This is a genomic window from uncultured Tateyamaria sp. (assembly GCF_947503705.1).
Classification (GTDB): Bacteria; Pseudomonadota; Alphaproteobacteria; order Rhodobacterales; family Rhodobacteraceae; genus Tateyamaria.
Genome location: NZ_CANNES010000001.1, coordinates 934915 through 960561 on the forward strand (window position 1 = coordinate 934915; position 25647 = coordinate 960561).

General features: G+C 60.0%; 20 protein-coding genes. 9 read left to right on the forward strand and 11 right to left on the reverse strand.

Features of this window, described 5'->3' with window-relative positions:
• Both Q1A44_RS04640 and Q1A44_RS04645 read right to left on the reverse strand, forming a co-directional pair.
• Nucleotides 1-381 (reverse strand): hypothetical protein, encoded by a 381-nt coding sequence (locus Q1A44_RS04640; protein WP_299620372.1) that lies wholly within the window; start codon nt 379-381, stop codon nt 1-3.
• A complete protein-coding gene (locus Q1A44_RS04645; protein WP_299620375.1) occupies nt 371-3340 on the reverse strand; it encodes a glycosyltransferase in 2970 nt (989 codons plus the stop codon). The genes Q1A44_RS04640 and Q1A44_RS04645 overlap by 11 nt, the downstream gene beginning before the upstream one ends.
• A gap of 121 nt (nt 3341-3461) precedes the next feature.
• On the opposite strand from Q1A44_RS04645, the gene Q1A44_RS04650 reads away from it, so the two are divergent.
• The 4 genes from Q1A44_RS04650 to Q1A44_RS04665 all read left to right on the forward strand — a co-directional run bounded on the left by Q1A44_RS04650 (nt 3462) and on the right by Q1A44_RS04665 (nt 7204).
• On the forward strand, nt 3462-4619 hold the full coding sequence (locus Q1A44_RS04650; protein ID WP_299620379.1) for a hypothetical protein: 1158 nt from the start codon (nt 3462-3464) through the stop codon (nt 4617-4619).
• A 255-nt stretch (nt 4620-4874) separates the two neighbouring features.
• Nucleotides 4875-5735, forward strand: coding sequence for a bifunctional helix-turn-helix domain-containing protein/methylated-DNA--[protein]-cysteine S-methyltransferase (locus Q1A44_RS04655; protein ID WP_299620382.1), 861 nt, complete (start codon nt 4875-4877; stop codon nt 5733-5735).
• Between the two features lie 157 nt (nt 5736-5892).
• The gene (locus Q1A44_RS04660; protein ID WP_299620387.1) at nt 5893-6552 is read left to right on the forward strand and encodes an OmpA family protein; all 660 of its coding nucleotides are present in this window, start codon (nt 5893-5895) and stop codon (nt 6550-6552) included.
• Nucleotides 6553-6661: 109 nt separating this feature from the next.
• Complete coding sequence (locus Q1A44_RS04665; protein WP_299620390.1) at nt 6662-7204, forward strand: NAD(P)H-dependent oxidoreductase; 543 nt, start codon at nt 6662-6664, stop codon at nt 7202-7204.
• Here the strand turns inward: Q1A44_RS04665 and Q1A44_RS04670 are convergent.
• Entirely contained in the window at nt 7201-7602 is a 402-nt protein-coding gene (locus Q1A44_RS04670) for a VOC family protein (RefSeq protein WP_299620393.1), read from the reverse strand. The two genes, Q1A44_RS04665 and Q1A44_RS04670, sit on opposite strands and share 4 nt — an antisense overlap.
• Before the next feature lie 41 nt (nt 7603-7643).
• Here Q1A44_RS04670 and Q1A44_RS04675 point away from each other — a divergent pair, with 41 nt between their 5' ends.
• Nucleotides 7644-8429 (forward strand): acyl dehydratase, encoded by a 786-nt coding sequence (locus Q1A44_RS04675; protein ID WP_299620396.1) that lies wholly within the window; start codon nt 7644-7646, stop codon nt 8427-8429.
• On the opposite strand, the gene Q1A44_RS04680 is transcribed toward Q1A44_RS04675, so the two are convergent.
• Nucleotides 8426-9460: an FAD-binding oxidoreductase gene (locus Q1A44_RS04680; protein ID WP_299620398.1), complete on the reverse strand. Its 1035-nt coding sequence runs from the start codon at nt 9458-9460 to the stop codon at nt 8426-8428. The two genes, Q1A44_RS04675 and Q1A44_RS04680, sit on opposite strands and share 4 nt — an antisense overlap.
• A gap of 56 nt (nt 9461-9516) precedes the next feature.
• Here Q1A44_RS04680 and mnmD point away from each other — a divergent pair, with 56 nt between their 5' ends.
• Together mnmD and Q1A44_RS04690 are read left to right on the forward strand one after the other, a co-directional pair.
• Nucleotides 9517-10185: a tRNA (5-methylaminomethyl-2-thiouridine)(34)-methyltransferase MnmD gene (gene mnmD / locus Q1A44_RS04685; RefSeq protein WP_299620401.1), complete on the forward strand. Its 669-nt coding sequence runs from the start codon at nt 9517-9519 to the stop codon at nt 10183-10185.
• A complete protein-coding gene (locus Q1A44_RS04690; protein ID WP_299620404.1) occupies nt 10182-11051 on the forward strand; it encodes a DMT family transporter in 870 nt (289 codons plus the stop codon). The genes mnmD and Q1A44_RS04690 overlap by 4 nt, the downstream gene beginning before the upstream one ends.
• Here the strand turns inward: Q1A44_RS04690 and Q1A44_RS04695 are convergent.
• The gene (locus tag Q1A44_RS04695; RefSeq protein WP_299620407.1) at nt 11016-12986 is read right to left on the reverse strand and encodes a lytic transglycosylase domain-containing protein; all 1971 of its coding nucleotides are present in this window, start codon (nt 12984-12986) and stop codon (nt 11016-11018) included. The genes Q1A44_RS04690 and Q1A44_RS04695 overlap by 36 nt on opposite strands.
• A 137-nt stretch (nt 12987-13123) precedes the next feature.
• Between Q1A44_RS04695 and dapA the strand changes: the two genes are divergently transcribed.
• Nucleotides 13124-13996, forward strand: coding sequence for a 4-hydroxy-tetrahydrodipicolinate synthase (gene dapA, locus Q1A44_RS04700; protein ID WP_299620410.1), 873 nt, complete (start codon nt 13124-13126; stop codon nt 13994-13996).
• Between the two features lie 60 nt (nt 13997-14056).
• On the opposite strand, the gene Q1A44_RS04705 is transcribed toward dapA, so the two are convergent.
• From Q1A44_RS04705 to Q1A44_RS04730, 6 genes are all read right to left on the reverse strand, one after another.
• Nucleotides 14057-14932 carry a DmsC/YnfH family molybdoenzyme membrane anchor subunit gene (locus tag Q1A44_RS04705; protein ID WP_299620413.1) on the reverse strand — a complete coding sequence of 292 codons (876 nt, stop codon included), beginning with the start codon at nt 14930-14932 and terminating at the stop codon, nt 14057-14059.
• A complete protein-coding gene (locus Q1A44_RS04710; RefSeq protein WP_299620416.1) occupies nt 14932-15708 on the reverse strand; it encodes a 4Fe-4S dicluster domain-containing protein in 777 nt (258 codons plus the stop codon). The genes Q1A44_RS04705 and Q1A44_RS04710 overlap by 1 nt, the downstream gene beginning before the upstream one ends.
• Nucleotides 15709-15910: 202 nt before the next feature.
• Nucleotides 15911-18721 (reverse strand): molybdopterin oxidoreductase family protein, encoded by a 2811-nt coding sequence (locus Q1A44_RS04715; RefSeq protein ID WP_299620419.1) that lies wholly within the window; start codon nt 18719-18721, stop codon nt 15911-15913.
• A complete protein-coding gene (gene pta, locus Q1A44_RS04720) occupies nt 18718-19731 on the reverse strand; it encodes a phosphate acetyltransferase (protein WP_299620422.1) in 1014 nt (337 codons plus the stop codon). Before pta ends, Q1A44_RS04715 begins: the two co-directional genes overlap by 4 nt.
• Before the next feature lie 43 nt (nt 19732-19774).
• A complete protein-coding gene (xsc, locus tag Q1A44_RS04725) occupies nt 19775-21553 on the reverse strand; it encodes a sulfoacetaldehyde acetyltransferase (protein ID WP_299620425.1) in 1779 nt (592 codons plus the stop codon).
• A gap of 115 nt (nt 21554-21668) precedes the next feature.
• Nucleotides 21669-23126, reverse strand: a complete 1458-nt coding sequence (locus tag Q1A44_RS04730; protein WP_299620428.1) for a PLP-dependent aminotransferase family protein — start codon at nt 23124-23126, stop codon at nt 21669-21671.
• A gap of 111 nt (nt 23127-23237) precedes the next feature.
• On the opposite strand from Q1A44_RS04730, the gene Q1A44_RS04735 reads away from it, so the two are divergent.
• Nucleotides 23238-25646 carry a hypothetical protein gene (locus Q1A44_RS04735; protein ID WP_299620431.1) on the forward strand — a complete coding sequence of 803 codons (2409 nt, stop codon included), beginning with the start codon at nt 23238-23240 and terminating at the stop codon, nt 25644-25646.
• Nucleotide 25647 lies beyond the last annotated feature (1 nt).

The window sequence follows — 25647 nt, forward strand, 5'->3', positions numbered from 1 at the left end:
TTACACGTCCGTCCACTCGCATCGAACCAGTTTGAGCGCCCTTTCACGATGATCATGGGCTGAGAAGTGCAGGTAATTGGACACATGAATGTCGATCAGTTCGTCGGGCAAAAGCGGCTCGTGGATAGAGATTGAGATGGTCACAAACTGGTTCAGTTTGATATTTTCAATTCTGCTGGTCTGGTCCTTCAAACGCACAAGGATGCTGTTGCTGGCCATATCTATGAAGCAATCAGGGTTCCAAAAATTCAGTTCCAGCGTGCGTGGCGTCGCGACTGGGATCGCTCTGAGTTGAAGGTTGGGGCTGATCCAGCAGTCTTCATAGACATGCCCAAGCGCAACGGTGACACCGTCTGGAAGTAGATCCGGTTTAAAGAGCACCCAAGACCCCCCTTAGTTGTCTCGAAAAAGAAACGTCAGATGCGTTCGTCTTGATGTATTCAAGTGCCTTTGATTTGAGCATGCTGGCACTGGTTTCGTCGCCCAATGCCTGCAGGCACGCTGCAGCGAATGCGGCTGGGTTGTCTGGCTTGGCGGAGAGGACAGGTACTTTTTCAAATGCGACCGCGTTCGTCGACAACTGCCGACGAAGCAAGTCGGTACAAACGACCGGACAACCCATTGCCATGGCTTCGTGAACCTTGTGTGGGACGCCACCAGCGTATCGCGTCGGCGCAACAAAGCACCGAGCGGCATCGAACTCGACGGCGAGGTTGTCGACCTTGCCCAAATAGCGAACGCCGGGGTGAGCGTCGAGAAGCTTTTCCAGTTCGACATGTGGCGCACAGTAGCCAGCAATTCTAAACTCCACGTCCGGCATTTTTTCTCTGATGCTTGGCCAAACTTCGGTCAAGAACCATTGTATGGAATCGTAGTTGGGGCTGTTGCGATCATGGAAGGAGCCGCAAAAGAAGATGCCCTCGCGTCCCTTGATCGGTGGCACCGCGGAACGGGCTGGCATTTTGTGGCCCAACTCTCGAATTGGCAGTCGAATTGCCTGAGCCGCCATCTGTCTGTCCAAGGCATTCACCGTCACAATCACGTCAGGGTAAAAGGAGCCAATCAACTCCTCTTGGACGAGCGGTTCGAGTGCTCGGGTGTCCGTCACGTGATTGAGCGCGTTGAATGCCTTGTTGCGCAGAGCTGCGATCGCTTCGGTGTCGAACACAACCTTGGGTGAGGCATTTACGCCGCGAAGTTGTTCAATGTCCTTTGCGAGACGCTTGAAGTTGTGAGTGCGGCATACCCAGACGATGTCGAAGTCCCACTCGCGACCCTGAAAAATCGAACTGACCTGTGCATAGTCGAAAACGCGAATGACTTCGACGCCAAGATTCCTGAGTTGGTCTTCCAATCGGGACTCTTTGTAGTGAAGCACAAAAACGCTGACCTTGAAGCCCTCGCCAAGCAGCCCTATTGCAACGTCTAACGTACGACCAAAACCAGAACCGAGGCTGGGATCAGGCATGAAATCCTCTACGATCGCCACAGTGGGTTTGGCGCGGCTTGCTGCTATCCTGGCGTTGAGGATTGCACCAGATTGCGTTGCAGCATCCTGTAGGTGCTCGCGATGTCGTTTGACGAATTGCTTTTGGTTTCGCCGCATAAGTGCAGTCGACGTGCTGGGTGAGCGCCCTTTGGAGTAGCTGGCGTATTCGTAGTGGTACGCGAATACGGAAGGATCGTAGATCGTCTTGAGACCGGCCGCCTTGAGGCGTGCGCACAGGTCTGCTTCTTCGTAGTAGCCGGGTGAGTAGACTTCATCAAAACCGCCAAGATCATTGAATGCGTTCGCGTCCACAAACAAGAAACAGCCGGAGCAATAGTCGACCTCTCTGGGCACGTTAAAGCGTGCCTCTGTCGGGTCATCATCACGCCCGAAGCCAAAACATGACCCGTTTCTGAATATGATATTTCCAGCCTCCTGGAGCGTGCCGTTCATGCGGATCAACCGGGCGCCGACTGCTCCTGTGTCGGGGTTGCTTGAGAGCGATTGGATCCCTTTCAAAATAGAAGAAGCTGTGACTTCGATGTCGTTGTTCATGAACAGGAGAATTTCGCCGCGTGCCACCCTGGCACCGATGTTGCATGCTTTTGGATAGCCCAACTTTTCTTGGTGCTGTTCAATCACGACGTTCGACACATAGCGGCTGATCTGCCGGGTCAGATCCTGCGATCCGTTGTCGACTAGGATCACCTCGATCTGTGGCATGTCGCGTCGCCAGCAAATGGACGACAGCTGGTCCAGAAGGTGGATCGTCATGTGAAATTGGTCGATGACGGGAATGATACAGGACAAGACCGGCTTGCCGGACAGTTCGGGAAAGCGGATCGTGTCTTGATTGCCAAGCAAGTTGGATGTCGTCACCTGGCATCGTTTCTCGTAAAGGGACTTGCCGAAAATTTCCGGGATTTCGACAGTGTGAAGAGGTCTATTGGCCTTCAATCCCTTCTGGTACCCGATCTTGAGAAAGTGCTCAAAAGGACACGTCAGGCCAAGGCGGTTGATCTCACCCAGCACGTCTGGTTGCGCTTCGACATAGTAGCTCGCATCGAAATACTTGTTGGGATTCCGCCCTTCGAGAAGGCCAATCTGCATGAAGTGTTGCACCCATGAGTTGATGCTTGGGTCGGTTTCGAGAACCGTTTCGATGTCAGGATTGGAGCGCTTGTAGTAGTCCAGATCAAAATCGGCAAAAGGCGCAAGGTCGCGGTACATTCCCTCTTGGCGAAAGTGATCCAAGGCATTGAGATAGAGGTGCGGTTCCTGGCATTCTGACGCCACCTCATCGGACTGCGCGGCATAGAAGACCGGGTCAAACAAGGCCGACGTCTGAAGATGAATATTTTCAGAAGCCCACAGATGGTCCCGAAGCGGGGCGTCGGTGATCCGGCCCGTTTCCGCAGCCAAAAACGAAGGGTCAAAATACAAACTGTGCCGGGTTCCGGCATGGTCCAGATTGCGCAGGACGTAAGCGGAAAAATTGTACCAAGATCCATCCAGGTGGCCTGAAGAGGCTTTGATTGATCGGAACCCTACATCGGTACGCGGCAGATAAATGTGCGGGTCAACGAACCTGCAATTCTCCATGTATCTTTTGCGCAGGTCGCCGTCCGTTGGCAGCCTCAGCCTTTGGAGCTGTTTGCGGACGAAACCTGGCATGAAAAAGGGTGACGGTTGATGCCCGATGTCCTGTCCGATACGCAGGTAGTGATCGCGCAAGGCTTCGTCGCTGTCTTTGTCGAGAAACTTGTAGGTCTGGCGATACCAAAGGGGGTCAAATTTTAGCTCCACCGGCAAGCCTTCTGAATCTTGCAGATGAATCCGAATCTGGTTCATGTGGCTGCCCCCCAAGCAGAGTGTAGTTGAAAATATTACGTTTTCTCTATGACTGCACCCCCTTATTCCGATTTCCACCGCTGCGCGAAACGGCGGCGCGACGGCGTCCTGCAATATCAGTGTGTGCGACGTCGGCGACAGCGCATCCTTGCGGTTCTCGGGCGCAATTGTTTATCTGGTTATCGGTCGATGCCGCACCTGGCTTGGTTTGTTTACCGGAGGAAAGATGATGGAGCGGCCCAAGACTGTGATCCTTCACGTGGGGCCACACAAAACCGGCACGACACATCTTCAAGCGGCTTTCGTCCGGAATCGGACACGCCTCGAAACCGGTGGCGTTGGGTATTCTGACCGACATATCTACCTGTTTGGCCATCACCATCTACCAGAAGCGTTGCGCAGTGAGAATTTCGATTTGAACGGGCCGGTTGCCGCGGAGTTTCGCGATGCATTCCTGACACATGACACCAATGTCATCTCGTCAGAAGAGTTTGCAAAGCTGAGCATGCCAGAGCTGGAAACCCTGCGCGATCTTTTCGCAGATTGCACCGTCAAAGTCGTTTATTTCCTTCGGCATCCGATGCACATGTTCCCGTCGCTCTGGCAAGAGATGATAAAGCATGGTGCAGATCTGACATTTCACGACTTTATGGAAACGGCAGCCGGCCGCGCCGCTCACTACGAATTGGATGTGTATTCCAACACCAGTCAGCTGTTGCGTATGGCGTCGGTTTTTGGCCGTACGAACCTGTCACTCCCGATTTTTGAAAATGTCATGGCATCGGGTGAAGATCTTTTTGACTATTTTGTCCGCAACTACCTGCCTGCTTCTGTTGGCGCTGTTGAGCTGGAGAAGCTCGAAACAAGCACCAATGCTTCGCTTCCGCCGCGGTTCACCGAGCTGATCAGATGTATGAACCTTGTTTGCCGAGAGGAATTCCCCGAACTGGCGCCGCCCCTGGTCACCTCCGCCTTCAACAAGCACCAAAGTGAAATCGTTACGGATCCGAAATTTCAGGTATTCTTTGAAAAGTTCAAAACACATTGGCAAGCTTTCACGCTTGGTATGAACGACGAAATTTTCGTGAAGGAAGAGGTCTTGATCTGCAATCTTTATGCGGACCTTATCCCAAACAAGATGGAAACCGGCCGTTTGCGCCAGTTCGATGAAGAAGCGACGAAAACTGTTCCATACGCCGCACGCCGCTGGATTTATTCAGAGGACCAAGCGGAGTATATCCGAGCGTTGATCCGCACGTACGTATTGTCGGGAGGATGACAGCAAAGGAACGGCAGTACTGCACGCGTTCCCTTGCGAGAACCAAGTCGGGCGAATGGTCGGTTTGAGTGATTGCTCCGGTGGCGCTTGATGCGCAGCGGCAAAGATGGCGACACATTTGCGAATTGGTGCTGTGTCAGTGACGCGCGAAACGTGAATGTCGGCTAAGCCCCGCTGACAAGACCCACAGCCCCGGTCCGCATTCTGCGCAGGAAACGGGTCGCTTGAAGGGCTTTCCTCGCCTATCTTTGCTGCATGGAACAGACATCGCTTACCCAAGCCGACAGCGGCTATCATTATAACGTCATGCGCCGCGCCATTGACCTGATTGATGGGGCCGAGGACCCGTTGAGCCTTGAGGCCTTGGCCGCCGAAATGGGCATGAGCCCGGCCCATTTTCAGCGCGTTTTTTCCCGTTGGGTCGGTGTCTCGCCCAAGCGCTATCAGCAGTACCTGACCCTGGGTCATGCCAAGGCGCTGCTGGCAGAGCGGTTCACCACGTTGGAGGCGGCCCATGCGTCCGGTCTGAGCGGGTCAGGGCGGTTGCATGACCTGTTTCTGCGTTGGGAGAGCATGAGCCCGGGCGAATTTGCCAAGGGCGGCGCGGGTCTGACCATCTATTGGGGGTGGTTTGACAGCCCCTTTGGTCTGGCCCTGGTCATGGGCACGGACAAAGGGATTTGCGGCTTGGGCTTTGCCGCCGAGATGGGCGAGGATTGGGCGATGCAGGATCTGGTCCGCCGCTGGCCCAAAGCTGACTTTGTCGAGGACCCGATGCGCCTGCGCCCCTGGGTGCTGGTCGCCTTTGGCGCGGAGGAGGTGGAGTTGAGCGCCGCCCCCCTGTACCTCATCGGTGCGCCGTTTCAGATCAAGGTCTGGGAGGCCCTGTTGCAGATCCCGAGCGGTCACGTCACCACCTATTCCGAGATCGCGGACAGCATCGGCAACCCCCGCGCGGTGCGTGCGGTGGGCACGGCCGTGGGCCGCAATCCGGTGAGCTGGCTGATCCCGTGTCACAGGGCCTTGCGCAAGTCGGGGGGCTTGGGCGGCTATCACTGGGGATTGCCCGTCAAGCGAGCCCTTTTGGCCTACGAATCCGCCCGCGTAGAGGCCTGAACCGCCCCGAAACAGAGGAAAAACAGATGGGCGGGATGCCGCTTATGTGCTTTTTCCCCCGCTATTCCCCCTGTTATATCGCCCATTTGGATGCATATCTAAGGCCATCATAGAACGTGCCCTGCCCGAACGGGGCCAAGTTTGAAGGCAGTAGGATATGGTTATGAAAAAATCTCCTCTATTCGTGGCGCTGGGCGCCGTTGTGGTTTTGGGCGCCTGTACGGACCCAAGCCAGCTGGGCAACCCGGACAACCCGAACCGGAATGCGAACCAGGGCGCGCTGATCGGTGCGACCAGTGGCGCGGTTCTGGGTGCACTGATTGGCGGTGATCGTGAGGGGGCCGTGATCGGTGCCGTCGTGGGTGGTGCTGCGGGTGCAGGCATCGGCTATAACCTCGACCGTCAGGAGGCCGAGTTGCGCCGTGATCTGGACAGCAATGGCGTACGCATCGTCAATACGGGCGACCGGTTGATCGTGACCTTGCCCAATGACATCCTCTTTGCCGTCAACAGCACCACGGTGCGCTCTGACCTGCGCAGCGATCTGGCCGTGTTGGCGGGCAGCATGCAGGATTACCCCAACTCGACCATCCAGATTGTCGGCCATGCCGACAGCGATGGCGATGCCGGTTACAACCAGACCCTCAGCGAAGGCCGCGCCAACGCGGTGGCCAACGTGCTGGCCAGCAATGGTGTCTCGTTCAACCGCATCCAGGCCTTTGGCCGGGGCGAAAGCCAGCCGGTGGCCAGCAACCTGACCGCCGAGGGCAAGGCGCAGAACCGCCGGGTCGATATCGTGATCCTGCCCAACGCGTAACGCCTAAAAATCAAGACCCATGGGATGAAAGGGCCTCGGTATCATGCCGGGGCCCTTGCCTTGTCTGCGATCCGCCCCACACTCTGTGCTGTTGAATAGAGGACGGATCATGACTTCACCTGTTTTGTTGGGCCTTTCGGGATCGTTGCGGGCCGGATCGACGAACCGCAAACTGCTGCGCGCCGCCGCTGATCTGTTTGGCGAGTGCACCTATGTCGAGGCGGATTTGCAAATGCCTTTATATGATGGCGATCTGGAAGAGGTGGACGGCCCACCCGACGCTGCCGCCATTCTGGCAGGCCAGATTGCCGAAGCCGACGCGGTCATGATCTCCACCCCCGAGTATAACAAGGGCCCGTCCGGGGCGCTCAAGAACGCGTTGGATTGGGTCAGCCGGATCGAGGGAAACCCGTGGGCCGACAAGCCATTGGCCGTGATGTCCGCCGCCGCAGGTCGCGCGGGCGGCGAGCGGGCGCAGATGGTGCTGCGTGCGTTCATGGTGCCCTTTCGCCCCCGTATTTTGCAGGGCCCCGAAATTCATCTGGCCGCCAGCGCGGACCAGTTCGACGAAAATGGCGCGTTGACGGGCGAAATCTATATCAACGAGCTGTCCAAGCTGATGCAGACCCTGCGCGCCGAAATCCGCCGTTAGGTGGCTGTGCTGACCTCGATCAAATTGCCGTCGGGGTCGCGCAAATAGAGCGACAGGATGGGCCCGGTGGCGCCAGAGCGCTGCACGGGCCCTTCTTCGACCTGTGTGCCAGTCGCGAGGAAATGCGCCTGCCAGTGGACCAGCGGTGTTTCCGACAAAAAGCACAGGTCCGCGCTGCCTGCGGTGGGCGATTTTGCCTTGGGGTCAAACTCCGCCCCGGCCTGATGCAGATTGATCTTTTGACTGCCGTAGCTGAGCGCGTGACGGGTTGTGCCATCGGCCACCTGAAACGGCGCGTGGTTCATCCCCAGCACGTCGCAATAGAACCGGATCGTGGTGTCGATATTTGCGACAGTCAGAACAAGATGATCGAGGTGGCTGAGTTTGGGCTGTTCCAATTGGGGCGTCCGCAGGTCATGATTGTTCCATGCAAGATGCGATGTCAGAGCCTGTTCGTCAAAGTGATGTCCTTGATCCTGCCCGCGCGCAAGCGATGCAGGTCGCTTTGGGCCAAGACCCCGATCTGGGACCGGACGATGTGTTGCCCCCGTTTTTCCATCAGCTCTATTTCTGGACGCCTGCGCCACCCGGGGGCTTGGGCCGCGATGGCCATCCGCGTGTGGGTGGCTTGATCCCAGATATGGGCCTGCCGCGCCGCATGTGGGCCGGGGGGCGGTTGGCCTTTGATGCGCCATTGCGCCTTGGGGTGCCCGCAACCCGTGTGTCGTTTTGCGAGGCCGCAACCCGCAAAGTGGGCCGTACCGGGCCGTTGGCTTTTGTCACCCTGCGCCATGAGATTGTGCAGGAGGGTGTCACCTGCGTGACCGAATGGCAGGATCTGGTTTACCGCGAGGATCCTGATCCGGCGGCCTTGCGCCCCGTGCCGCCGGTCGCGCGGACGGATGAAGAGGCGGTGGAGGTGCGCGATTTTGATGCCACGTTGCTGTTTCGCTATTCGGCGCTGACCTTCAACGGCCACCGCATTCACTACGATCAGCCCTATGCGCGCGAGATCGAGGGCTATGGCGGGTTGGTTGTGCATGGGCCGCTCCTGGCGCAGCACTTGATGCTGATGGCCGAGGCAGCGCTGGGTCCTTTGGACCGTTTTGAGTTTCGGGCGACCGCCCCGTTAATGCATTCCGAGACGGGTATGTTTTGCCGCAAGGAGCGTGCGTTTTGGGTGCGTGGGCCGGATGGGCGGCTGTGTATGACCGCCCGAGCCTAAAGCGAGGCTGCAACCTCGAACCCTTGCGGGATCGTATCGTGGTTTTCCAGGATCAGGTCCGCCATCGTTTGGGCCACTTTTGGAGCCATGCCAAAGCCGATCTTGAACCCGCCATTGGCAATGAAATGCCCGGGCCGGTCGGGCCAAGCCCCCAGCATCGGTGCGCGGCTGCGGCTGCGCGGGCGCAGGCCTGCCCATCGGGCGATGACATTGGCATTTTGCAGGGCAGGGACGGCGGCGCGGGCTTTTTTGAGGATCGCGTCAAGTTGGGCGTCGGTGCCTGTGGCGTTTTCGTACTCCCGCTCGGTTGTGGAGCCGATGGCGGTGGTGCCGTCGCCGTGCGGGATGATGTGAAGTGTGTCGACAAAGAGCTGCGGATTGTCTGGGGCGGCGTGATCCAGCAGGATCGCCTGCCCCTTGATCCCTGCGCCGACGAGGCGGTGATGGCCGTCGTTCAACGCCCCGAGCCCCGCGACGCCGGTTGCGTGGATCGTGGTGGGGGTGGCGGGGCCGTCCGGTTGAATTGCCACGCCATTGGCGTGCAGCGCGGCGACCAGCGCCTCGCAGGCCTGGCGCGGGTGGATGCGCGCGCTGAGCGTGTCATGGATTTCCAGACCTGTGGCGCTGGCGAGGCCCCAATCAGTGCCGGCTGGGCGGACCTCCCACTGGGCTGCGTCGCCCCAGAGCGTCTGGGCCGAGAGGGCGCGCGCGCGGGCCAAGCCGACGCCTGCGGCATCCGCAAGAGGCTGTATCCGGCCAGAGCGGGCATAGCCGGGGTCTTTTCCCCCCGCCGCCTGCACAGCGTCCCAGAACCCGTGGGCCATGAGCAGGCTTTCCAGCTGAAACTGCTTTTTCGGATTCCAGTTTTCGGGCACATGCGGGGCCAGCGCGCCAACGATCCCACCACTGGCGCCCGCCGCCGGGCCATGGGGGTCGATCACTTGCACGGACGCGCCGCGCCGGGTCAGTTCCCAGGCGATGGAGAGGCCGAAAATGCCCGCGCCCCGTACCGTGATCTTGTCCGTTGCCAATGTCTGCCCCTTGCTACAGTGTCGCGCCAATTGGGCACGTCTTACAGGGGCGCGGGATGCAGGACCAGCGGGCAGAATTGGAATGGCGGGAGGGTCAGGTGCCCGTCTCGACCCGCTTTGATGATCCCTATTTCAGCCTTGAGGACGGGTTGGCCGAGACCGGGCACGTGTTTCTGGCCGGCAATGGGCTTCCCGACCGGTTTCGGGACGGGTTTCATGTGGCGGAACTTGGCTTTGGCACGGGGTTGAACTTTTTGGCAACCTGGGCGGCGTGGCGGGCCACAGGGTTGCCCGGATCGCTGCGCTTTACCAGTTTTGAGGCGTTTCCGATGGCGGTAGAGGATATGGCTGCGGCTTTGGCGGCCTTTCCGACATTGGAGCCACTGGCGGCGCAGATGCTTGCGGCCTTTGAGCTTGGTATTGATGTGGTGTTGGAAGTTGCAGTTCTGCACGTGGTGCCGGGCGATGCGCGCGCAGCCCTGCCTGCGTGGGCGGGCAAGGCGGATGCGTGGTTTCTGGACGGGTTTTCCCCCGCCAAGAACCCCGAGCTTTGGGGCGCGGACCTGATGGGTCAGGTGGCCGCGCATACGGAGCCGCAGGGGACTGTTGCCACATACACCGCCGCAGGGTTCGTACGCCGCGGGCTGGCGGATGCCGGGTTTACCGTAACCCGTGTGCCGGGCTTTGGCCGCAAGCGCCACATGACCACAGGCGTTTTGGGATGAGTGCGGGCAACAACACGCGGCTGGGCATTGCACTGATGATCGCGACCTCGGTGGTCTTTGCCGGGCAGGACGGAATCTCGCGCCATCTGGCGGGGGAATACAACGTCTATATGGTCGTGATGATCCGCTATTGGTTCTTTGCCGCTTTTGTCATCACGATTGCGGCGCGCAAGGCCGGGGGCGTACTGGCGGCGGCGCGTTCGTCGCGGCCCGTAATCCAGACCGTGCGGGGCGTGTTGCTGGCGGCCGAGATTTGCGTGATGGTCACCGGGTTTACCATTCTGGGGCTGGTGGAGAGCCATGCCGTCTTTGCCGCGTATCCTTTGCTTGTTGCCGCCCTGTCCGGGCCTATTTTGGGTGAGCGTGTGGGCTGGCGGCGCTGGGCCGCGATCGGGGTGGGCTTTATCGGTGTGCTGTTCATCCTGAAGCCTGGCCTTGGCGTGTTCAATCCGGCGGCGGTGATCCCGTTCATCGCGGCGGTGATGTTTGCCATCTACGGCCTGCTGACCCGCTATGTGGCGCGCTATGACCGGACGGAGACCAGCTTTTTCTGGACGGGCACGGTCGGGGCCGTAGCCATCACCATCGTGGGCATCTGGTTTTGGGAGCCGATGACGGGGCCGGATTGGCTGTGGATGGGGGCCCTGTGCCTGACCGGGGCGACGGGGCATTGGCTGCTGATCCGCTGCTATGAGGTCGCCGAGGCCAGCGCGGTGCAGCCGTTCGCCTATTTCCAGATGGTCTTTGCCGCCAGCGTGGGCATCGCGGTCTTTGGAGAGGCCTTGCAGATCAACGTGATGATTGGCGCGGCCATTGTGGTGGCGGCGGGCCTATTCACCCTTTGGCGCGAACGGCAGCAGGGTTGAGCCTGTCAGTTCCTCGCTGAACGGGATCGGCAACGGGTCGCGGCCCAGACGGGCGCGGTAGACCGGCAGGCTTTCGGTGACGCGCATCACGTAGTTGCGGGTTTCGCGGAACGGGATGTGTTCGATCCAGTCGATGACGTCGAAATCCTCGGTGCCCTGACGCGGATCGCCATAAAGTTCCATCCAGCGGATCGGGCGGCTGGGGCCCGCGTTATACGCCGCTGACATCAGGATGACATTGCCGCCAAAGCGGCCTGCGAGTTGCGACAGGAATTCGGCCCCCAGCTCGGCGTTGTAAACCGGGTCGGCGGTTAGACGTGCGGTCGAGTGTTCATCGCTGCGCCCAAGGCTTTGCGCCACTTCGGCGGCGGTGGCGGGCATGACCTGCATCAGGCCCCGCGCGCCCACGCCGCTTTGCACCACGGGGTCAAATTCGCTTTCGCGCCGGGCGATGGCGAGGTTCATTTCCGGGGCCATGGGCAGGTCGGCCTGCGCCAGTGGGTGCAGCGCGTAATAGGGCGCGTGCAGGGTTATGCCGCGTTGCGCCACCCGCTTGCCGATCATCACCGCCAGATGTGGTGCGCCCACGTCGATGGCGGCCTGGCCCAGTTGCCCGGCCTCTAGCCGGTCGAGATCTTCTGCCAGGTGCGTCCAGAAGCGTTCGGCAATGCTGCGCGCGCCCGAGGCTTGCAGGAGCAGCCCCGCCTCGAAGAGGTCGCGGCGGATGAAGTCGGCGTTGCGCCAGTCGGGAAAGGTTTCCGACCCGTCGAGGTCAGGGTCAATGGGCAAACCGCCCCGTTCGGCGGCCAAGAGCCCGTAGAACGAGGTTTGGAATTGCGCGCCATCGGCGTAGGCGGCCTGGGCCGCTGCGTCTTCGCCGAGCGCTTCGTGAGCGCGGCCCATCCAATAGCCCGCGCGGCCCCGCGAGATGGGCGAGGCGATGGCGGCGCGGTGGTTTTGGAAATGTGCCAAGGCAGTTTGCGGGTCGTCCAATTGGCGCAGCGCGATGTAGCCCGCGAGCCATTCCAGATCGGCGTAAGAAGCCCCTTCGGTCAGAAAGTGTTGGGCCGCGAGTTGGTAGGCAAGGGCGGGTTCGCCGTCGCGCATTTCATCGCGGGCCAGCGCGCGGCGGCGTTGGGCCCAGATGTCGGGGCGGCCGAGGCTGTCGGCGGAGGCAGAGCGGTCACGCAGAAGCGATTTGGCGTCGGCCCAGCGGCCCGCACGCACACGCCATTCAAATCGGTCGCGGGCAAGGCCCGGATCATCGGCCAGCGCGTCAGGCACGGCATCGATCAGCGCGTTCACCCCATCGGCGCGCGATTGAAGCGCGAGGCGCGCGCGCGCCAGCGCCTGATGCCCTTCGGGCACCAGATCAAGCATGCGCCGGGCGCTGTCGGTGTTGCCTGTCCATAGCATCGTGTCGAGGCGGGCGATGTGATGGCTCTCTAACAGGTCCGCATGGGTGCCGACAAAGAGCGCGTGCGAGACGGCGTTCATGGGCATGGTGCGCCAGGCCAGCACGACATTGGCCTGAGCATCGCCAGTGGATCCGGCTCGGGTAAGGGCCGCTGCGTGGGCCAGGACGCCCTGGGGTGTTTGGGGGCCAGTGTCGGCAAAAAAGGCGAGGATTGCGTTGTCGTTTTGGTCGAGGATCGCGGGCTCGGACTGGCGGCGCAGATACGCCTCGCCCGGCCAGTCGGGGCGGCGGTCGAGGAAAGTCATGACCTCGGCAAAGCTGCCCCGCCCGGCGCGCAGCCGGTGCCATTCGATCACGTCTGCGGCCACGTCGCCGTCGCGGGCGGCAAGCTGTGCGGCCGTGTCCCAATTGCCTGCACGCATCGCGTCGAGCGCCCAGCCAAGGGGCCGGGGCCGTTCCGCGAGGGCGGCAACAGTGCATGCAAAAAACAGCATGATGGCGAGGGCTGCGCGGCTCATCTCTTGCATTTCCTGTCGTGGCAAGGCTAGAGGCTCTGAGCATATGCCTGAACGGTTGGGTTTCAACTCACGATGAAGGCATGTGCGCATTTCATCCCAGGCCGATCGCCTGCCACACGTAAAAAAGGAGCGTGAGAATGTTCAAAGGTTCTATGCCTGCCCTCGTCACGCCGTTTCGTAACGGCGCTTTGGATCTGGAAACCCTCAAGAAGCTGGTTGAGTGGCATATCGGCGAAGGCACCAGCGGCTTTGTGCCCGTGGGCACCACTGGCGAAAGCCCGACCCTGACCCATGACGAGCATGAGACAGTGATCGAGACGGTGGTGAAGGCCGCCGCCGGTCGTGTGCCCGTGATTGCCGGTGCGGGGTCGAACAACACCGTTGAGGCCATGCGCTTTGTCCAGTTTGCCGAGAAGGTGGGCGCGGATGGCGCGTTGGTGGTGACGCCCTATTATAACAAGCCGACCCAACGCGGGTTGATTGCCCATTTCACGGCGTTGCACGATTGCGCCGATATTCCGATCATCATCTACAATATCCCCGGCCGATCCGTGATCGACATGACGCCCGAGACCATGGGCGAGCTGGCCAAACTGCCCCGTATCGTCGGCGTGAAGGATGCGACCGGCGATCTATCGCGTGTGGGTGACACCCGCATCACCTGCGGCACGGATTTCATCCAGTTGACTGGTGAGGATGCGACGGCCCATGCCTTCAACGCCTGTGGCGGTGTCGGCGCAATTTCGGTCACGGCCAATGTGGCGCCCAAGCTGTTGGCCCAGATGCAGGCCGCCTGTGCGGCTGGTGATTACGCCAAAGCGCTGGAGTTGCAGGACCGGCTGATGCCCTTGCACAAGGCCATCTTTATGGAGCCGGGCCTGGTTGGCGCGAAATACGCAATGTCGCGCCTGGACCTGTGTTCCGAAGAGGTGCGTTTGCCCCTGACCGGTTTGGCCGACGATACCAAGGCCGCGGTCGATGCAGGACTGGCGCATGCGGGCCTGATCTAGCGTTTTGTCGTGGCGCGCGGGGGGACACCTCCGCGCTACGGGGATGCGTTGCCGTTTATCCTAACGTTTGCCGTAGTAGAGGCCGACCACGTGCTCGGCCTCTGCAAAAAAGAGCCAGCGTGTAGCGAAGGCCCCCGCCACGTGGCTGACCACGGCCAGTGCCGCCAGTAAATGCGAGAATGGGGCAAATACCAGCAGAGCAACCGGGATCACGGCGAAGAGCACGATCGAGATGATCCGCAGTTTCGTGCTGTGTTTGCGCCCCACGACATAGGCGAATTCCTTGAGCAGGTAGTTGGTGCCGGTATGCGGCGGTTCAAACGCGCGCACGTCGCCGATGTGACCCAGACCTGTCGCCGTGGCAAGGGTGGTGCCAGAGCGTGCCAGCGCGCCATCGCCCCGCAGCCAAAGCACGATCTGGATCAACGCCGCCACCAGGATCAAGACGGTGGCTGAACCTACATTCCCGCTGAGCAAAGCGCCGCCTGCGAGCGAAAAGCTCATGAACATCAGTGGTGTAAGCCAGGAATTCCAGCGGGGGATCGTCGTGAGCTGGGTGTAGATCATCGAGGTTGTGAACACCGTGAGCAGCGAGAATAGCGCGCCTAAATGCCCAAGAATGGCCCAATGGACCTGTAAGAACACGACGCCCGCGCCATAAATGCCCATGAGCACCAGTGCGACCACTGCGCAGACGCCTTCGCGGCTGAGCCAAGACGACCGCCATTGCGTGAATGCTTTCATCGCACGTTCCGGGTGCCCAAGGTGGAAGGTCGAGGCAATCAGCCCGCCGACGGCACAGAGATAGGCGATGGCGAAAAAGACAAACGCCGTCCACCCTGTGACGTAAAACGTGTCCAGGCCCAAGAATACAAGCAAGCCAAAGCCGATACCAGAAAAAACGGTGAAGAAGATGACGGAAGGAGCGGGATGCATCAGAGTTTCTCCAGCGTTTTGTCGAGCCAGCCGAGGAAGCCCTTGGCCTCTTGGGCCACGGGTTCGAGGTAGGGGGCCAGAATGTCGATGTCGCCTGCACCTTCGGACAGCGTGTCCTTGGGCCGGGGCGGCAGATATTTGTTCACCGGTTTTGTGCCCTGTTCCGGCATCAGGTCCATACCGCCGCGTTCGGCGGTGAGTTTCGAGACATTGCTGTCGGGATCGGCAAAGTCACCAAAGTGCCGCGCCCCAGCGGGGCAGGTCCGCACACAGGCGGGTTCGCGATCTTCTTCGGGCAGGTTTTCGTTGTAGATCCGGTCAACGCAGAGGGTGCATTTCTTCATCACCTTTTCCACGGCATCCATTTCGCGTGCGCCGTAGGGGCACGCCCAGGCGCAGAGGCCACAGCCGATGCAATCGCTTTCGTTGACCAGCACGATCCCGTCCTCGACCCGCTTGTAGCTGGCCCCGGTGGGACAGACGGTGACGCAGGGCGCGTCCTCGCAATGCAAGCAGGATTTGGGGAAGTGGATCAGTTGCGCCTCTGGCGCGGGCTGGTCCTTGAGCACGGGCGGTTGGACCTCGAAGCTGTGCACCCGGTTGAGGAAGGTGCCCGAGGGATCGCCGCCATACGCATCCGTATCTGACAGTGGCGCGCCGTAGTTTTCGGTGTTCCAGCCTTTGCAGGAAATCACGCAAGCATGACAGCCGACGCAGGTGTCCAGGTCGATGACCAGGCCAAGTTTCTTAGTGGTGGAGGTGGGCAAAGTGGTCATGCGGCTGTCCTCATTGAGAGGGCGGGACCGGGGCGTTGCCCCAGACTCCGGGATTTTTTGGGAACAGAGAAGTGCGGTGTCTCCTGGGCTGCCCCAATTGGCTCGGCCTTGGTCGCGTCCCAGTTGGCGATGAAGTAGACAAAGCTGCCCACTGCAAGCGCCACGAAGGCCGCGATAGCCAGGAGCGTGCGTTGGATGGGCGTCATTTGCCGACCTTCCACGAAAGATCCTTGGGCCCTTGGCCGACCGGCGATTTGATCGGTTTCATGGCCGGCTGGGATTCTGCTGGCGCGTCTGCCTTGGCGATCCGCACCTTGAGGTCGAACCACGCCGCTTGCCCCGTGATCGGGTCGGAATTGGCCCAGCGGAGCCCGTCGCCCTTGGGCGGCAGCAGCTCGTGGATCAGGTGGTTGAGCAGGAAGCCGCGTGTTGCCTCGGGTGCTGTTTCGTCGAGCGCCCAGGCCCCTTTGCGCTTGCCGATGGCGTTCCAGGTCCACACCGTGTTTTCATTGAGTGCAGCCATTTCGAGGACCGGCACGGTGATTTCGCCGTGGGGCGAGGTGACTTTGGCCCAGTCGCCATCGCTCAGGTCGTTCTCGCGCATCAGTTTGGTCGGCAGGTAGAGCGGGTTGTGCCCGTGCAGCTGCCGCAACCATGCGTTCTGGCTGCCCCAGGAGTGGTACATCGCCATCGGCCGCTGTGTCAGCGCGGTGATGGGGAAGTCGTCGACCTTGTTGGCGGGCGCGGGATCATACCAGATCGGCAGTGGGTCCATCGTCGCCTTGATCTGTGCGCGCAGGTGGTCGGGGGGCTGGCGGTCGCCATGGCCCTCAGCCGCCAATTGGAAGCGCCGCATGGGTTCGACATAAAGCGAGAACAGGTAGGGTTGCGGGCTGTCATAGAGGCCGAGGTTGACGGCCCAGTCCTGATAGGCCGCGTTCCAAGGTTTGTAGTAATTTGCGCCCTCGGGGATGTGTTCAACGAAAAAGCCGCCGTTTTCGATGTATTTGTCGAGCTGGTCCGGGTTCACGTCGCCCCGCCCGGCCTGATCACCATCACCCCGGAACCCTGCAAGCGGGCCGATGCCCGGTTTGCGCTGGTGGTTGACGATATAGTCGGCGTAATCGGCGTATTTCTGGCTGCCGTCCTCATTGGTGAAGCCGGGCAATTGCAGTTTGGCCCCCAACTCGCAGAGCACCGATTGGAAGCCCCGCACATCGCGATCGGGTTCGATCACGGGCCAGCGGATCGCGTCAGCGGCGGCGTCCGCCTCACAAATGGGCCGGTCGAGCAGCGAGATGCAGTCGTGCCGTTCGAGATATGTCGTGTCGGGCAGGATCAGGTCGGCATAGGCAACCATTTCAGAGCTATACGCATCCGAATAGATGATGCGTGGGATCACGTAGTCGCCGTTCTCGTCCTTGTCCGTCAGCATGTCGATCACGCCGCGTGTGTTCATCGACGAATTCCACGACATGTTGGCCATATACATGAACAGCGTGTCGATCTTGTAAGGGTCGCCCGCATGAGCGTTCGAGATCACCATATGCATCAGCCCGTGGCTGGACATCGGGTTTTCCCAGGTAAACGCCTTGTCGATGCGCGCGGGGCTGCCATCGTCTTTCAGTGCCAGATCATCTGGGCCGTGGGTGAAGCCAAGATGCGGGCCGTCGAGCGGTGCGCCGGGTGTGACCTTGCAATGGGGTTTTGGGTGCGCCGTTGCAGGCTTGGGATAGGGCGGTTTGAACCGGAAGCCTCCGGGGACCTCGACGCTGCCCAGCAGGATTTGCAGCACATGTAGCGCGCGGCAGGTCTGGAACCCGTTGGCGTGTGCCGAAATGCCCCGCATGGAGTGGAAAGAGACCGGGCGGCCCTGCATCGTCTTGTGCGTTTCGCCGCGAAAATCCGTCCATTCCTGATCCAGCTCGAACGCCTCGTCAAAGGCCACGCGGGCGATCTCGGCGGCCAGCCTGCGGATGCGCTTGGCGCTGATGCCGACGCGGTCGGCCACGGCCTCGGGGGCGTATTCGTCGCTGAGGTAACGTTCGGCCATGTGTTGCATGACCGTCTTGTGGCTGATGCCCGCGTGGCGGTGCGTGGCGGTCAGGTCAGGTTTGACCCCTTTTTTGTCAAAGGCGGTCAGCTTGCCTGTGGCGCGGTCCATCACCAGCTCTTTGCCGTTGTCGTCGCGCAGCAGCAGGCCAAACTCGGGCGACTTTTCGTCGCCGTTCACCAGGCAGGGCGCGTTGGTGTATTGGGCCAGATAGTTCACGTCGATCTTGCCCGCCTTCATCAGGCAGTGAACCATCGACAGGATAAAGAGGCCGTCTGTGCCGGGCGTGATGCCGACCCAGTCGTCCGCCACGGCGTTGTAGCCGGTGCGGATCGGGTTCACGCCGATGACGCGCGCGCCGCGTGCCTTGATCTTGCCGATACCCATCTTGATCGGGTTGCTGTCGTGGTCTTCGGCCACGCCGAACAGCATGAACAGCTTGGTGTGGTCCCAATCCGGTTGGCCAAATTCCCAGAACGCGCCACCCATGGTGTAGATGCCGGCGGCGGCCATGTTGACCGAACAAAACCCGCCATGGGCGGCATAGTTCGGTGTGCCGAAATTCTGGGCAAAGAAGCTGGTGAAACTTTGGGATTGGTCCCGGCCCGTAAAAAAGGCCAGCTTTTCAGGGTTCTCCGCTCGGATCGGGGCCAGCCAATCGGTGGCGATTTGCAGGGCCTCGTCCCATTCGATCTCTTGAAACTCGCCCGAGCCCCGTTCGCCCACACGTTTGAGCGGCTTGCGGAGCCGCGAAGGTGCGTTGACCTGCATGATGCCGGCCGAGCCCTTGGCGCAGAGTACGCCCTGGTTCACCGGGTGGTCGCGATTGCCCTCAATGTAGGACACTTTACCGTCCTTGAGGTGCACGTTGATCCCGCAGCGGCAGGCACACATGTAACAGGTCGTTTTGCGTACCTCATCCGAGACGGCAGGCGACAGATCAAGCTTGGGCTGGTTCATGTGGTCCCTTTCAGGGCGGCGGATTGCAGGGCCGTCACGGCGATCATGTTCAACACGTCGTCGGCGGTGCAACCCCGGCTGAGGTCATTGGCGGGTTTGGCGAGGCCCTGAAGGATGGGGCCAATGGCGGTACAGCCACCGATGCGTTGGGCGATCTTATAGCCGATATTGCCCGCATCGAGGTTGGGAAAGATCATCACATTGGCCTGGCCCGCGGTCGGAGAACCGGGGGCCTTGGTATTGCCCACCGAGGGCACAAAGGCCGCGTCGAATTGCAATTCGCCGTCGGCGTCAAGGTCAGGATGATTTTCGGCGAGCAGGGCGGCGGCCTGGCTGACTTTGCTGACATTGGGATGCCGCGCGCTGCCTTTGGTGGAAAAAGACAAGAGCGCAATTTTCGGCGTGTCCTGAATCAATGCACGGTAGCTGGCCGCAGATTGAACGGCGATGGCGGCCAGTTCCTCGGCATTGGGTTCGATCACGAGGCCGCTGTCGGAAAAGATCATGGCCGCCCGGCCCGAGGGGTGACCTTCGGGCAAGACCATCAGGAAAAAGCTGGAGACGAGAGCGGCATCCTTGGCTTTGCCAATGACTTGCAGGGCCGCGCGCACAGTGTCGGATGTGGTGGCCACAGCGCCGCCGACCGTACCGTCGGCGTGCCCCATACGGACCAGCATGGCGGCAAAGACGAGCGGGTCCCGGATCACCTTGGCGGCAGCCTCGGGTGTGACGCCCTTGTGCTTGCGTAATTCGTAAAAGGCGGTGGCGATGTCGTTGGTCAGCGGATGCGTGCCCGGATCGGCAATCAACAACTGGGCGGAGGGCACGCCGCCTGCTGCGCTCAGCGTATTGGTCACGGCCTGGGTGTCGCCAACCAGTGTAATCTGGGCGAGGCCCGAACGGGTGGCCTGAATGGCGGCGGCCACGATCCGGGGATCGTGACCTTCGCTTAGGACAATATGGGCAGGCCGGATCTTCGCGCGCTGTTGCAGCGCGTCCAGAACAGTCATGGCCTGGCCCGTTGTTTTATGCGGTTCCCTTTGGGCAATCCGCTCACACGGCCTGCGGACGCATGTCGTCTTTGCTGATGCCAGCAACTTCGACGGGTTTCTTCATCGCGTCGCGGCGGAAGGGGTCACCCAGTTCCTGGTTGATCATCGCCTCGATCAGGGTGGTGATGCCGTTTTCCATCTGGTCCTTTATGGCCTGAGCCAGAGCGGCGGTCAGCTCTTCCTGGGTGCGGGCGACTACACCTTTGAGGCCACAGGCATTGGCGATCCCGGCATAGGACACCTGTTCGTCAAGTTCAGTGCCGACAAAGTTATCGTCGAACCACAGGGTGGAGTTCCGCTTTTCCGCGCCCCACTGGTAGTTGCGGAAGACGATCTGTGTGATCGCAGGCCAGTCGCCGCGACCGATGGCCGTCAGTTCGTTTACCGAGATGCCAAATGCGCCATCACCGGCAAAGCCCACAACCGGCACGTCGGGTTTGCCGATCTTCGCACCCACGATAGAGGGCAGGCCGTAACCGCAGGGGCCAAAGAGGCCTGGGGCCAGGTACTTGCGGCTTTCGTTGAAGGACGGATAGGCGTTGCCGATGGCGCAGTTGTTGCCGATGTCCGACGAAATGATCGCCTCGACGGGCAGGGCTGCCTGGATTGCGCGCCACGCCATGCGGGGGGCCATCCAGTCAGGCTTGGCCGCGCGGGCACGTTCGTTCCAGTTGGTGCCGGGATCGTCCTGCTCCTCGGTCATCGAGGTCAGTTCCTGCGCCCATGCGGATTTGGTTGTCGCGATGGTGTTCTTGCGCTCGGCCCGGTTGGTGTCGCCCGCGTCGTCTGCCAGTTGGGCGGTGATGCCGCGCGCCACTTTGGCCGCGTCGCCCACGATGCCCACGGTCACTTTTTTGGTCAGACCGATGCGGTCGGGGTTCAGGTCAACCTGGATGATCTTGGCGTCTGTTGGCCAATAATCCATCCCATAGCCCGGCAGGGTCGAGAATGGGTTGAGGCGGGTACCGAGGCACAGAACCACGTCGGCCTGATTGATCAACTGCATCCCGGCTTTGGAGCCGTTGTAGCCCAACGGACCTGCAAAGAGAGGGTGGTTGCCGGGGAACGCGTCGTTGTGCTGGTAGCCAACGCAGACGGGCGCGTCGAGACGTTCGGCCAGGATGCGGGAGGCTTCGATGCCGCCTTTGGACAGGACCGCACCGGCACCATTCAGGATGACAGGGAATTTCGCTTCGCTCAGCATCTTGGCGGCGTCGGCGACGGCAGCATCACCACCCTGAGGCAATTCAAAGTCGACGATGACGGGCAGTTCGATGTCGATGACTTGTGTCCAGAAATCACGCGGGATGTTGATCTGGGCGGGGGCAGAGGCACGCTTGGCCTGCATGATCACACGGTTCAGGGTCTCGGCGATGCGGGACGGGTCACGAACCTCTTCCTGATACGCAACACAGTCAGCGAACAGGTTCATCTGTTCCATTTCCTGGAAACCACCCTGACCGATGGTCTTGTTCGCGGCTTGCGGCGTGACCAGCAGGACAGGAGTGTGGTTCCAGTAGGCTGTTTTGACGGCGGTCACGAAGTTCGTGATGCCGGGGCCGTTTTGCGCAATCATCATGCACATCTTGCCAGTGGCGCGGGTGAAGCCATCGGCCATCATGCCGCCCGAAGTTTCGTGGGCACAGTCCCAGAATTTGATGCCCGCATCCGGAAAGATGTCAGAGATCGGCATCATGGCCGAACCGATAATGCCAAAGGCATTGTCGATGCCGTGCATCTGGAGTGTTTTTACAAAAGCTTCTTCGGTCGTCATTTTCATTTTGGCAGCTCTCCGGGAATGGGGGCGTCGAATCGCCCGTGCGCGTTGGTGGCAGAGGTTAGTGCGGTGGCGGCCCCAGCGTTAGGGCCAGTTCAAAAGTCGATTTAGGTCCAGCCTAGGCGTGCAGCTGTTCTGCGATAAGTCCAATGCCTGCGGCGATCCGTTCTGATGGAATGGAGGAGTAGCCCAAGCGGTAATAGCGCCGGGTTTGTTCGGGGCTGGTAAAGAAGGCATGGCCCGGTTCGATGAGCACGCCAACACTGCGCAACCGGGCGGCAAGTGTTGTTGTGTCAGTCCCTTCGGGAGCCCGCATCCAATAGCTGGAGCCGCCGAACGCACCTTGGCCCGCGACTTCAAGCCCGTGGGCGTCGATGGCGCTTTGCATCTCTTTGCGGCGGGCGTGCAGCGCGGCGCCCATCTTGCGGATTTGAGCATCATAATGCCCCATCGACAGGAAATAGGCGGCCGTGCGTTGAATATGTCCGGGCGGGTGGCGCAGCACCGAGGCGCGCAGGGCGCGGGCCTCGCGGATGAAAGGTTCAGACCCTACCAGATAGCCCAGCCGTGCCCCTGGAAACAGCGACTTGGAGAAGCTGCCCACATAGATCACCCGCCCGTCCGTATCAATGGATTTCAGCGCTGGCGAGGGCGGCTCAAGGAAGGACATCTCGAACTCGTAATCATCCTCGACAATCAGCGCATCAAGGTCCCGCGCCCGGTCCAGCAATTGCTGTCTGCGGCCCATTGGCATGGTCGCGGTAGTGGGGCATTGATGGCTAGGTGTGGCAAAGATTACGTCAGTGTCGGGGGGGATCGCATCAGGCGGAATGCCGTCACGGTCCACCCGGACAGGGGCCATATGACACCGGGATTGCGTTAGAATTTCGCGCAAGGCGGGGTAGCACGGGTCTTCAAACGCGGCTGTCCGGCGCTGGGTCAAAAGGACTTGTGCGGCCAGCCAGAGCGCGTTTTGCGCGCCCAGCGTGATCAGGATCTGATCGGCGTTTGCGGTGATCCCGCGGCGCGGCAGGGTATTGCGCTGGATGAACTCGATCAGTTGCGGGTCGTCCTGGTCGAAGTAATCCGAGGTGAGCGCCGTGAAATCCCGCTGCCCCAAGGCTTGCAGGGCACATTGCCGCCAGTTGGGATGATCAAAAAGCTGCGGATCGGTCTGTCCGTAGATGAATGGATAGCGAAAGCGCGCCCAGTCGAGCGGCTTGTTCAGGGTCTGCCCACCTGCAAACCGTTGTCCGATGGCCCGGCTCCAGTCCACGGCGTCCTCGGACACGGGCTGGGGCTGAAAGATCGGAGGGACGGGCGCGCTGGTGGACACGAAATAGCCAGACCGCCCGCGCGCTGTCAGATAGTCGGAGGCCACAAGTTCGGTATAGGCCAGCGTAACCGTGATCCGGCTGATGCCGAGGTGCTGGGCCAGTTTGCGGGTCGACGGAAGTTTTTCCCCGGTCCCGAAACGACCCGACAGGATGCCATGCGCAATCATCTGCTGCACCTGGCTTTGCAGGGTGCCCTGATGATTGGGCGTCAGGAAGAAGGTTTCGACAGGAAGCGCCATGAGTCACGGTAAACTGGCGATAAGAGAAATGCAATCTGGACTTAAGTAGATGCGAATCAGAAGGCCCTTAAACGACAACCTACCAAGGATGTATGCAGTATGCAATATAAAATGAAACGTTTCGTCTCATTTTTTGCTCTCCAGGTCCGAGACAACCCAACGCCTTTTGCTTTCGTGATTGATCCGTTCGCAATGGCCGCTGTACAATTCAGGCGTGCATATTGGCGCGACGATGAATTTAAAGACTTTGATTTGGAGGCTTTGGATATGAAACTGGTTCACATATTTATGGTTGCTTTGGTGCTGGCTGGTGTCGGATTGAACGCCGAACGGAGCATGGCGGACACGACAGAGACCCTTAAGCGCCTTTATTCTGAAGGCGCGTTTCTGGTTGGTGGAACCGCCGCAGAAGTGTCCGGGATACAGCCGCCACCGTTTTCAATTGCGGACGCTTTTGAAGCTGACGTTGCCTATGATCAAATGTACATCAAGCCCAACGGATTTCCGCAAGCCAATGTCGTTAATTTCTACCTGTTGTGGCCCGATCATCTTGCGGCCCTTGGCTTGGAGGGTCTCGACAACTGTATCGCCCAGAAAGAAGGAGAATATCGCTATATTTTCTGCAACGGGCCCAGCCTGTTGCAAGCGACCCAAGCATTTGATCTTGCCCTTGAGCCTGAGGGGCCCGCGTCATTCGCGCTGGCCCGTCTTATCCTGGGCCATGAACTGATTCACCACATCCTGCGCCATACAGACCGGTTCGAAGAAAAGCGGCCGACACGGGCCGAACTGCGCGTGATCGAGCGCGAGGCCGATCTTGCAACCGCGCAGATGTTTGCGGAGCGATTTCAAAGGGAACGATTGTACGCGAAGTTTTTCCCACCGGGATCTGATCTGGCGGAGCAATCGGATTCGATGATGCCTGATTGGCTGTTGCAACTCTTTCAGGTTGGTTCAACCCACGACGACTGGGACACCAGGTTACGCTCGCACGTGGTCCGCTCGACCGAGGTTTTTATTGACGCAAAGGCCTATCGAGGACTGGAGCCTGCTCAAATCGTTCTGCCGGAGCCAAGTTGCACGGATCAAAGCAGCTGTGCCTTTGCACAGGATGCGATGACCACCACTCAACTTGTCGATCATTGGTTCCGCAGTCCATTTGACGACCGAAAAGCGATCGCAAAAACGATTATTGAAATTGGATCCGAACGGGGGCTGGCCAAGGCAGGCTCCTATCAGGAGATGGCCATGTTGTGCCAGGCCTATGTGCTGGAAGGTCAAGCGGAGCAGTGCGCACCTGTATTTGATGTGTACGAAGAAAGCGCCATGGGGGTCTTCAACTATGTCTCTGATGACGATCGAGTCTTTGGTCTGCAAACCATGATCATGCGGCGACCTGATACAGAAGCTGATGCCGCTGCGCTTGTTCAGAACTTTGCCAATTATGCGATCGAGCCGCTCTATGTGGCTTGGTATTCTCACAAACCCATGGGTCTCAGTCCCGTTTATTCTTACCTTTCGTTCCTGAGAGGTGAAAACAACACCGTTGATTGTGGCACGGTCGGTGAAGGGTTCCGGCCTGAGGAATACTATGACTGTGGAACGTTCGCGCGCGAGGTTCAGGCGCAACTGGCAAACAATCCATTTTCGCCGGTCGCCTTAATGAACATTGCCCAGATGCTCAAAATGGACAACCCAGAACACCAGATCAGCTTTGTGACGCTTGCGGCGCTTGCACTGACCCAACCCACACGCGGGGTCCCCATGCCCGGTTGGCTCGACCTGCTCGCAAACGTGCCACCGGACCTCCTGGCGACTGGGGATCATGACTATCTGTTTCCGATGCCGCAAATCCTGTTCCAGATTGGCATGACGAGTATGGCCGTGCCGCATTTCGAACACCTCAATCGTGTTTTGCCAAAGATTATCCCCAATGAACAGGGATTGAGCCAGGCGTGGTTGGAAATGGGAGCGGATTGTCTGGATGTGTACATGGCAAGCTGTGCGATCGAGCACTTCAAACGATCCGAACGCATCTATCGCGCGTTGACGGAAAGCGACGACCCAAAGTCTGTCAAACACGCAAATGCGATGCTTGGTACGGTGAACTTCAGACTGGCGAGAGCATATATTATTCTTGAAGACGCGGCATCTGCTGTTCCTCTCCTTGAGGAGGAACTGGCGACCGAAGACCGCGTCGCTGGCAGGATCGGGATTTTGGAAACCATAGCGGAAGCGCATTTGATGGATTGTAACGGTCCGGAAGCAGATGCCGCCCTGCGCCGTGCCGAAGCGCTTTTTGACTCGGATCCGGAACGCGACGAACAACGCCACGCCATGTCCGCAGGATACCGAAACTCAATCAACTACCTGCTTGGTGACAAGGCCGCGCTTGCAGAAAGCCGGAAAGCAGTCGATGCCGCCTATGAAGCGTGGATAGGATTGACGCCCAGCGGTTTCGATCCAATGATTGGCATGTGCAACGGGTATCGTCGCTTTAACTCACTTGTTCTGGATTAAA

Excerpts from the sequence above, each read along its gene's own strand:
- Q1A44_RS04665 (WP_299620390.1), top strand. The coding sequence starts at position 6,662 with ATGACTTCACCTGTTTTGTTGGGCCTTTCGGGATCGTTGCGGGCCGGA.
- Q1A44_RS04690 (WP_299620404.1), top strand. The coding sequence starts at position 10,182 with ATGAGTGCGGGCAACAACACGCGGCTGGGCATTGCACTGATGATCGCG.
- Q1A44_RS04655 (WP_299620382.1), top strand. The coding sequence starts at position 4,875 with ATGGAACAGACATCGCTTACCCAAGCCGACAGCGGCTATCATTATAAC.
- Q1A44_RS04710 (WP_299620416.1), bottom strand. The coding sequence starts at position 15,708 with ATGACCACTTTGCCCACCTCCACCACTAAGAAACTTGGCCTGGTCATC.
- Q1A44_RS04735 (WP_299620431.1), top strand. The coding sequence starts at position 23,238 with ATGAAACGTTTCGTCTCATTTTTTGCTCTCCAGGTCCGAGACAACCCA.
- dapA (WP_299620410.1), top strand. The coding sequence starts at position 13,124 with ATGTTCAAAGGTTCTATGCCTGCCCTCGTCACGCCGTTTCGTAACGGC.
- pta (WP_299620422.1), bottom strand. The coding sequence starts at position 19,731 with ATGACTGTTCTGGACGCGCTGCAACAGCGCGCGAAGATCCGGCCTGCC.
- Q1A44_RS04715 (WP_299620419.1), bottom strand. The coding sequence starts at position 18,721 with ATGAACCAGCCCAAGCTTGATCTGTCGCCTGCCGTCTCGGATGAGGTA.
- Q1A44_RS04660 (WP_299620387.1), top strand. The coding sequence starts at position 5,893 with ATGGTTATGAAAAAATCTCCTCTATTCGTGGCGCTGGGCGCCGTTGTG.
- xsc (WP_299620425.1), bottom strand. The coding sequence starts at position 21,553 with ATGAAAATGACGACCGAAGAAGCTTTTGTAAAAACACTCCAGATGCAC.
- Q1A44_RS04730 (WP_299620428.1), bottom strand. The coding sequence starts at position 23,126 with ATGGCGCTTCCTGTCGAAACCTTCTTCCTGACGCCCAATCATCAGGGC.
- Q1A44_RS04675 (WP_299620396.1), top strand. The coding sequence starts at position 7,644 with ATGTCAGAGCCTGTTCGTCAAAGTGATGTCCTTGATCCTGCCCGCGCG.
- Q1A44_RS04695 (WP_299620407.1), bottom strand. The coding sequence starts at position 12,986 with ATGAGCCGCGCAGCCCTCGCCATCATGCTGTTTTTTGCATGCACTGTT.
- Q1A44_RS04645 (WP_299620375.1), bottom strand. The coding sequence starts at position 3,340 with ATGAACCAGATTCGGATTCATCTGCAAGATTCAGAAGGCTTGCCGGTG.
- mnmD (WP_299620401.1), top strand. The coding sequence starts at position 9,517 with ATGCAGGACCAGCGGGCAGAATTGGAATGGCGGGAGGGTCAGGTGCCC.
- Q1A44_RS04705 (WP_299620413.1), bottom strand. The coding sequence starts at position 14,932 with ATGCATCCCGCTCCTTCCGTCATCTTCTTCACCGTTTTTTCTGGTATC.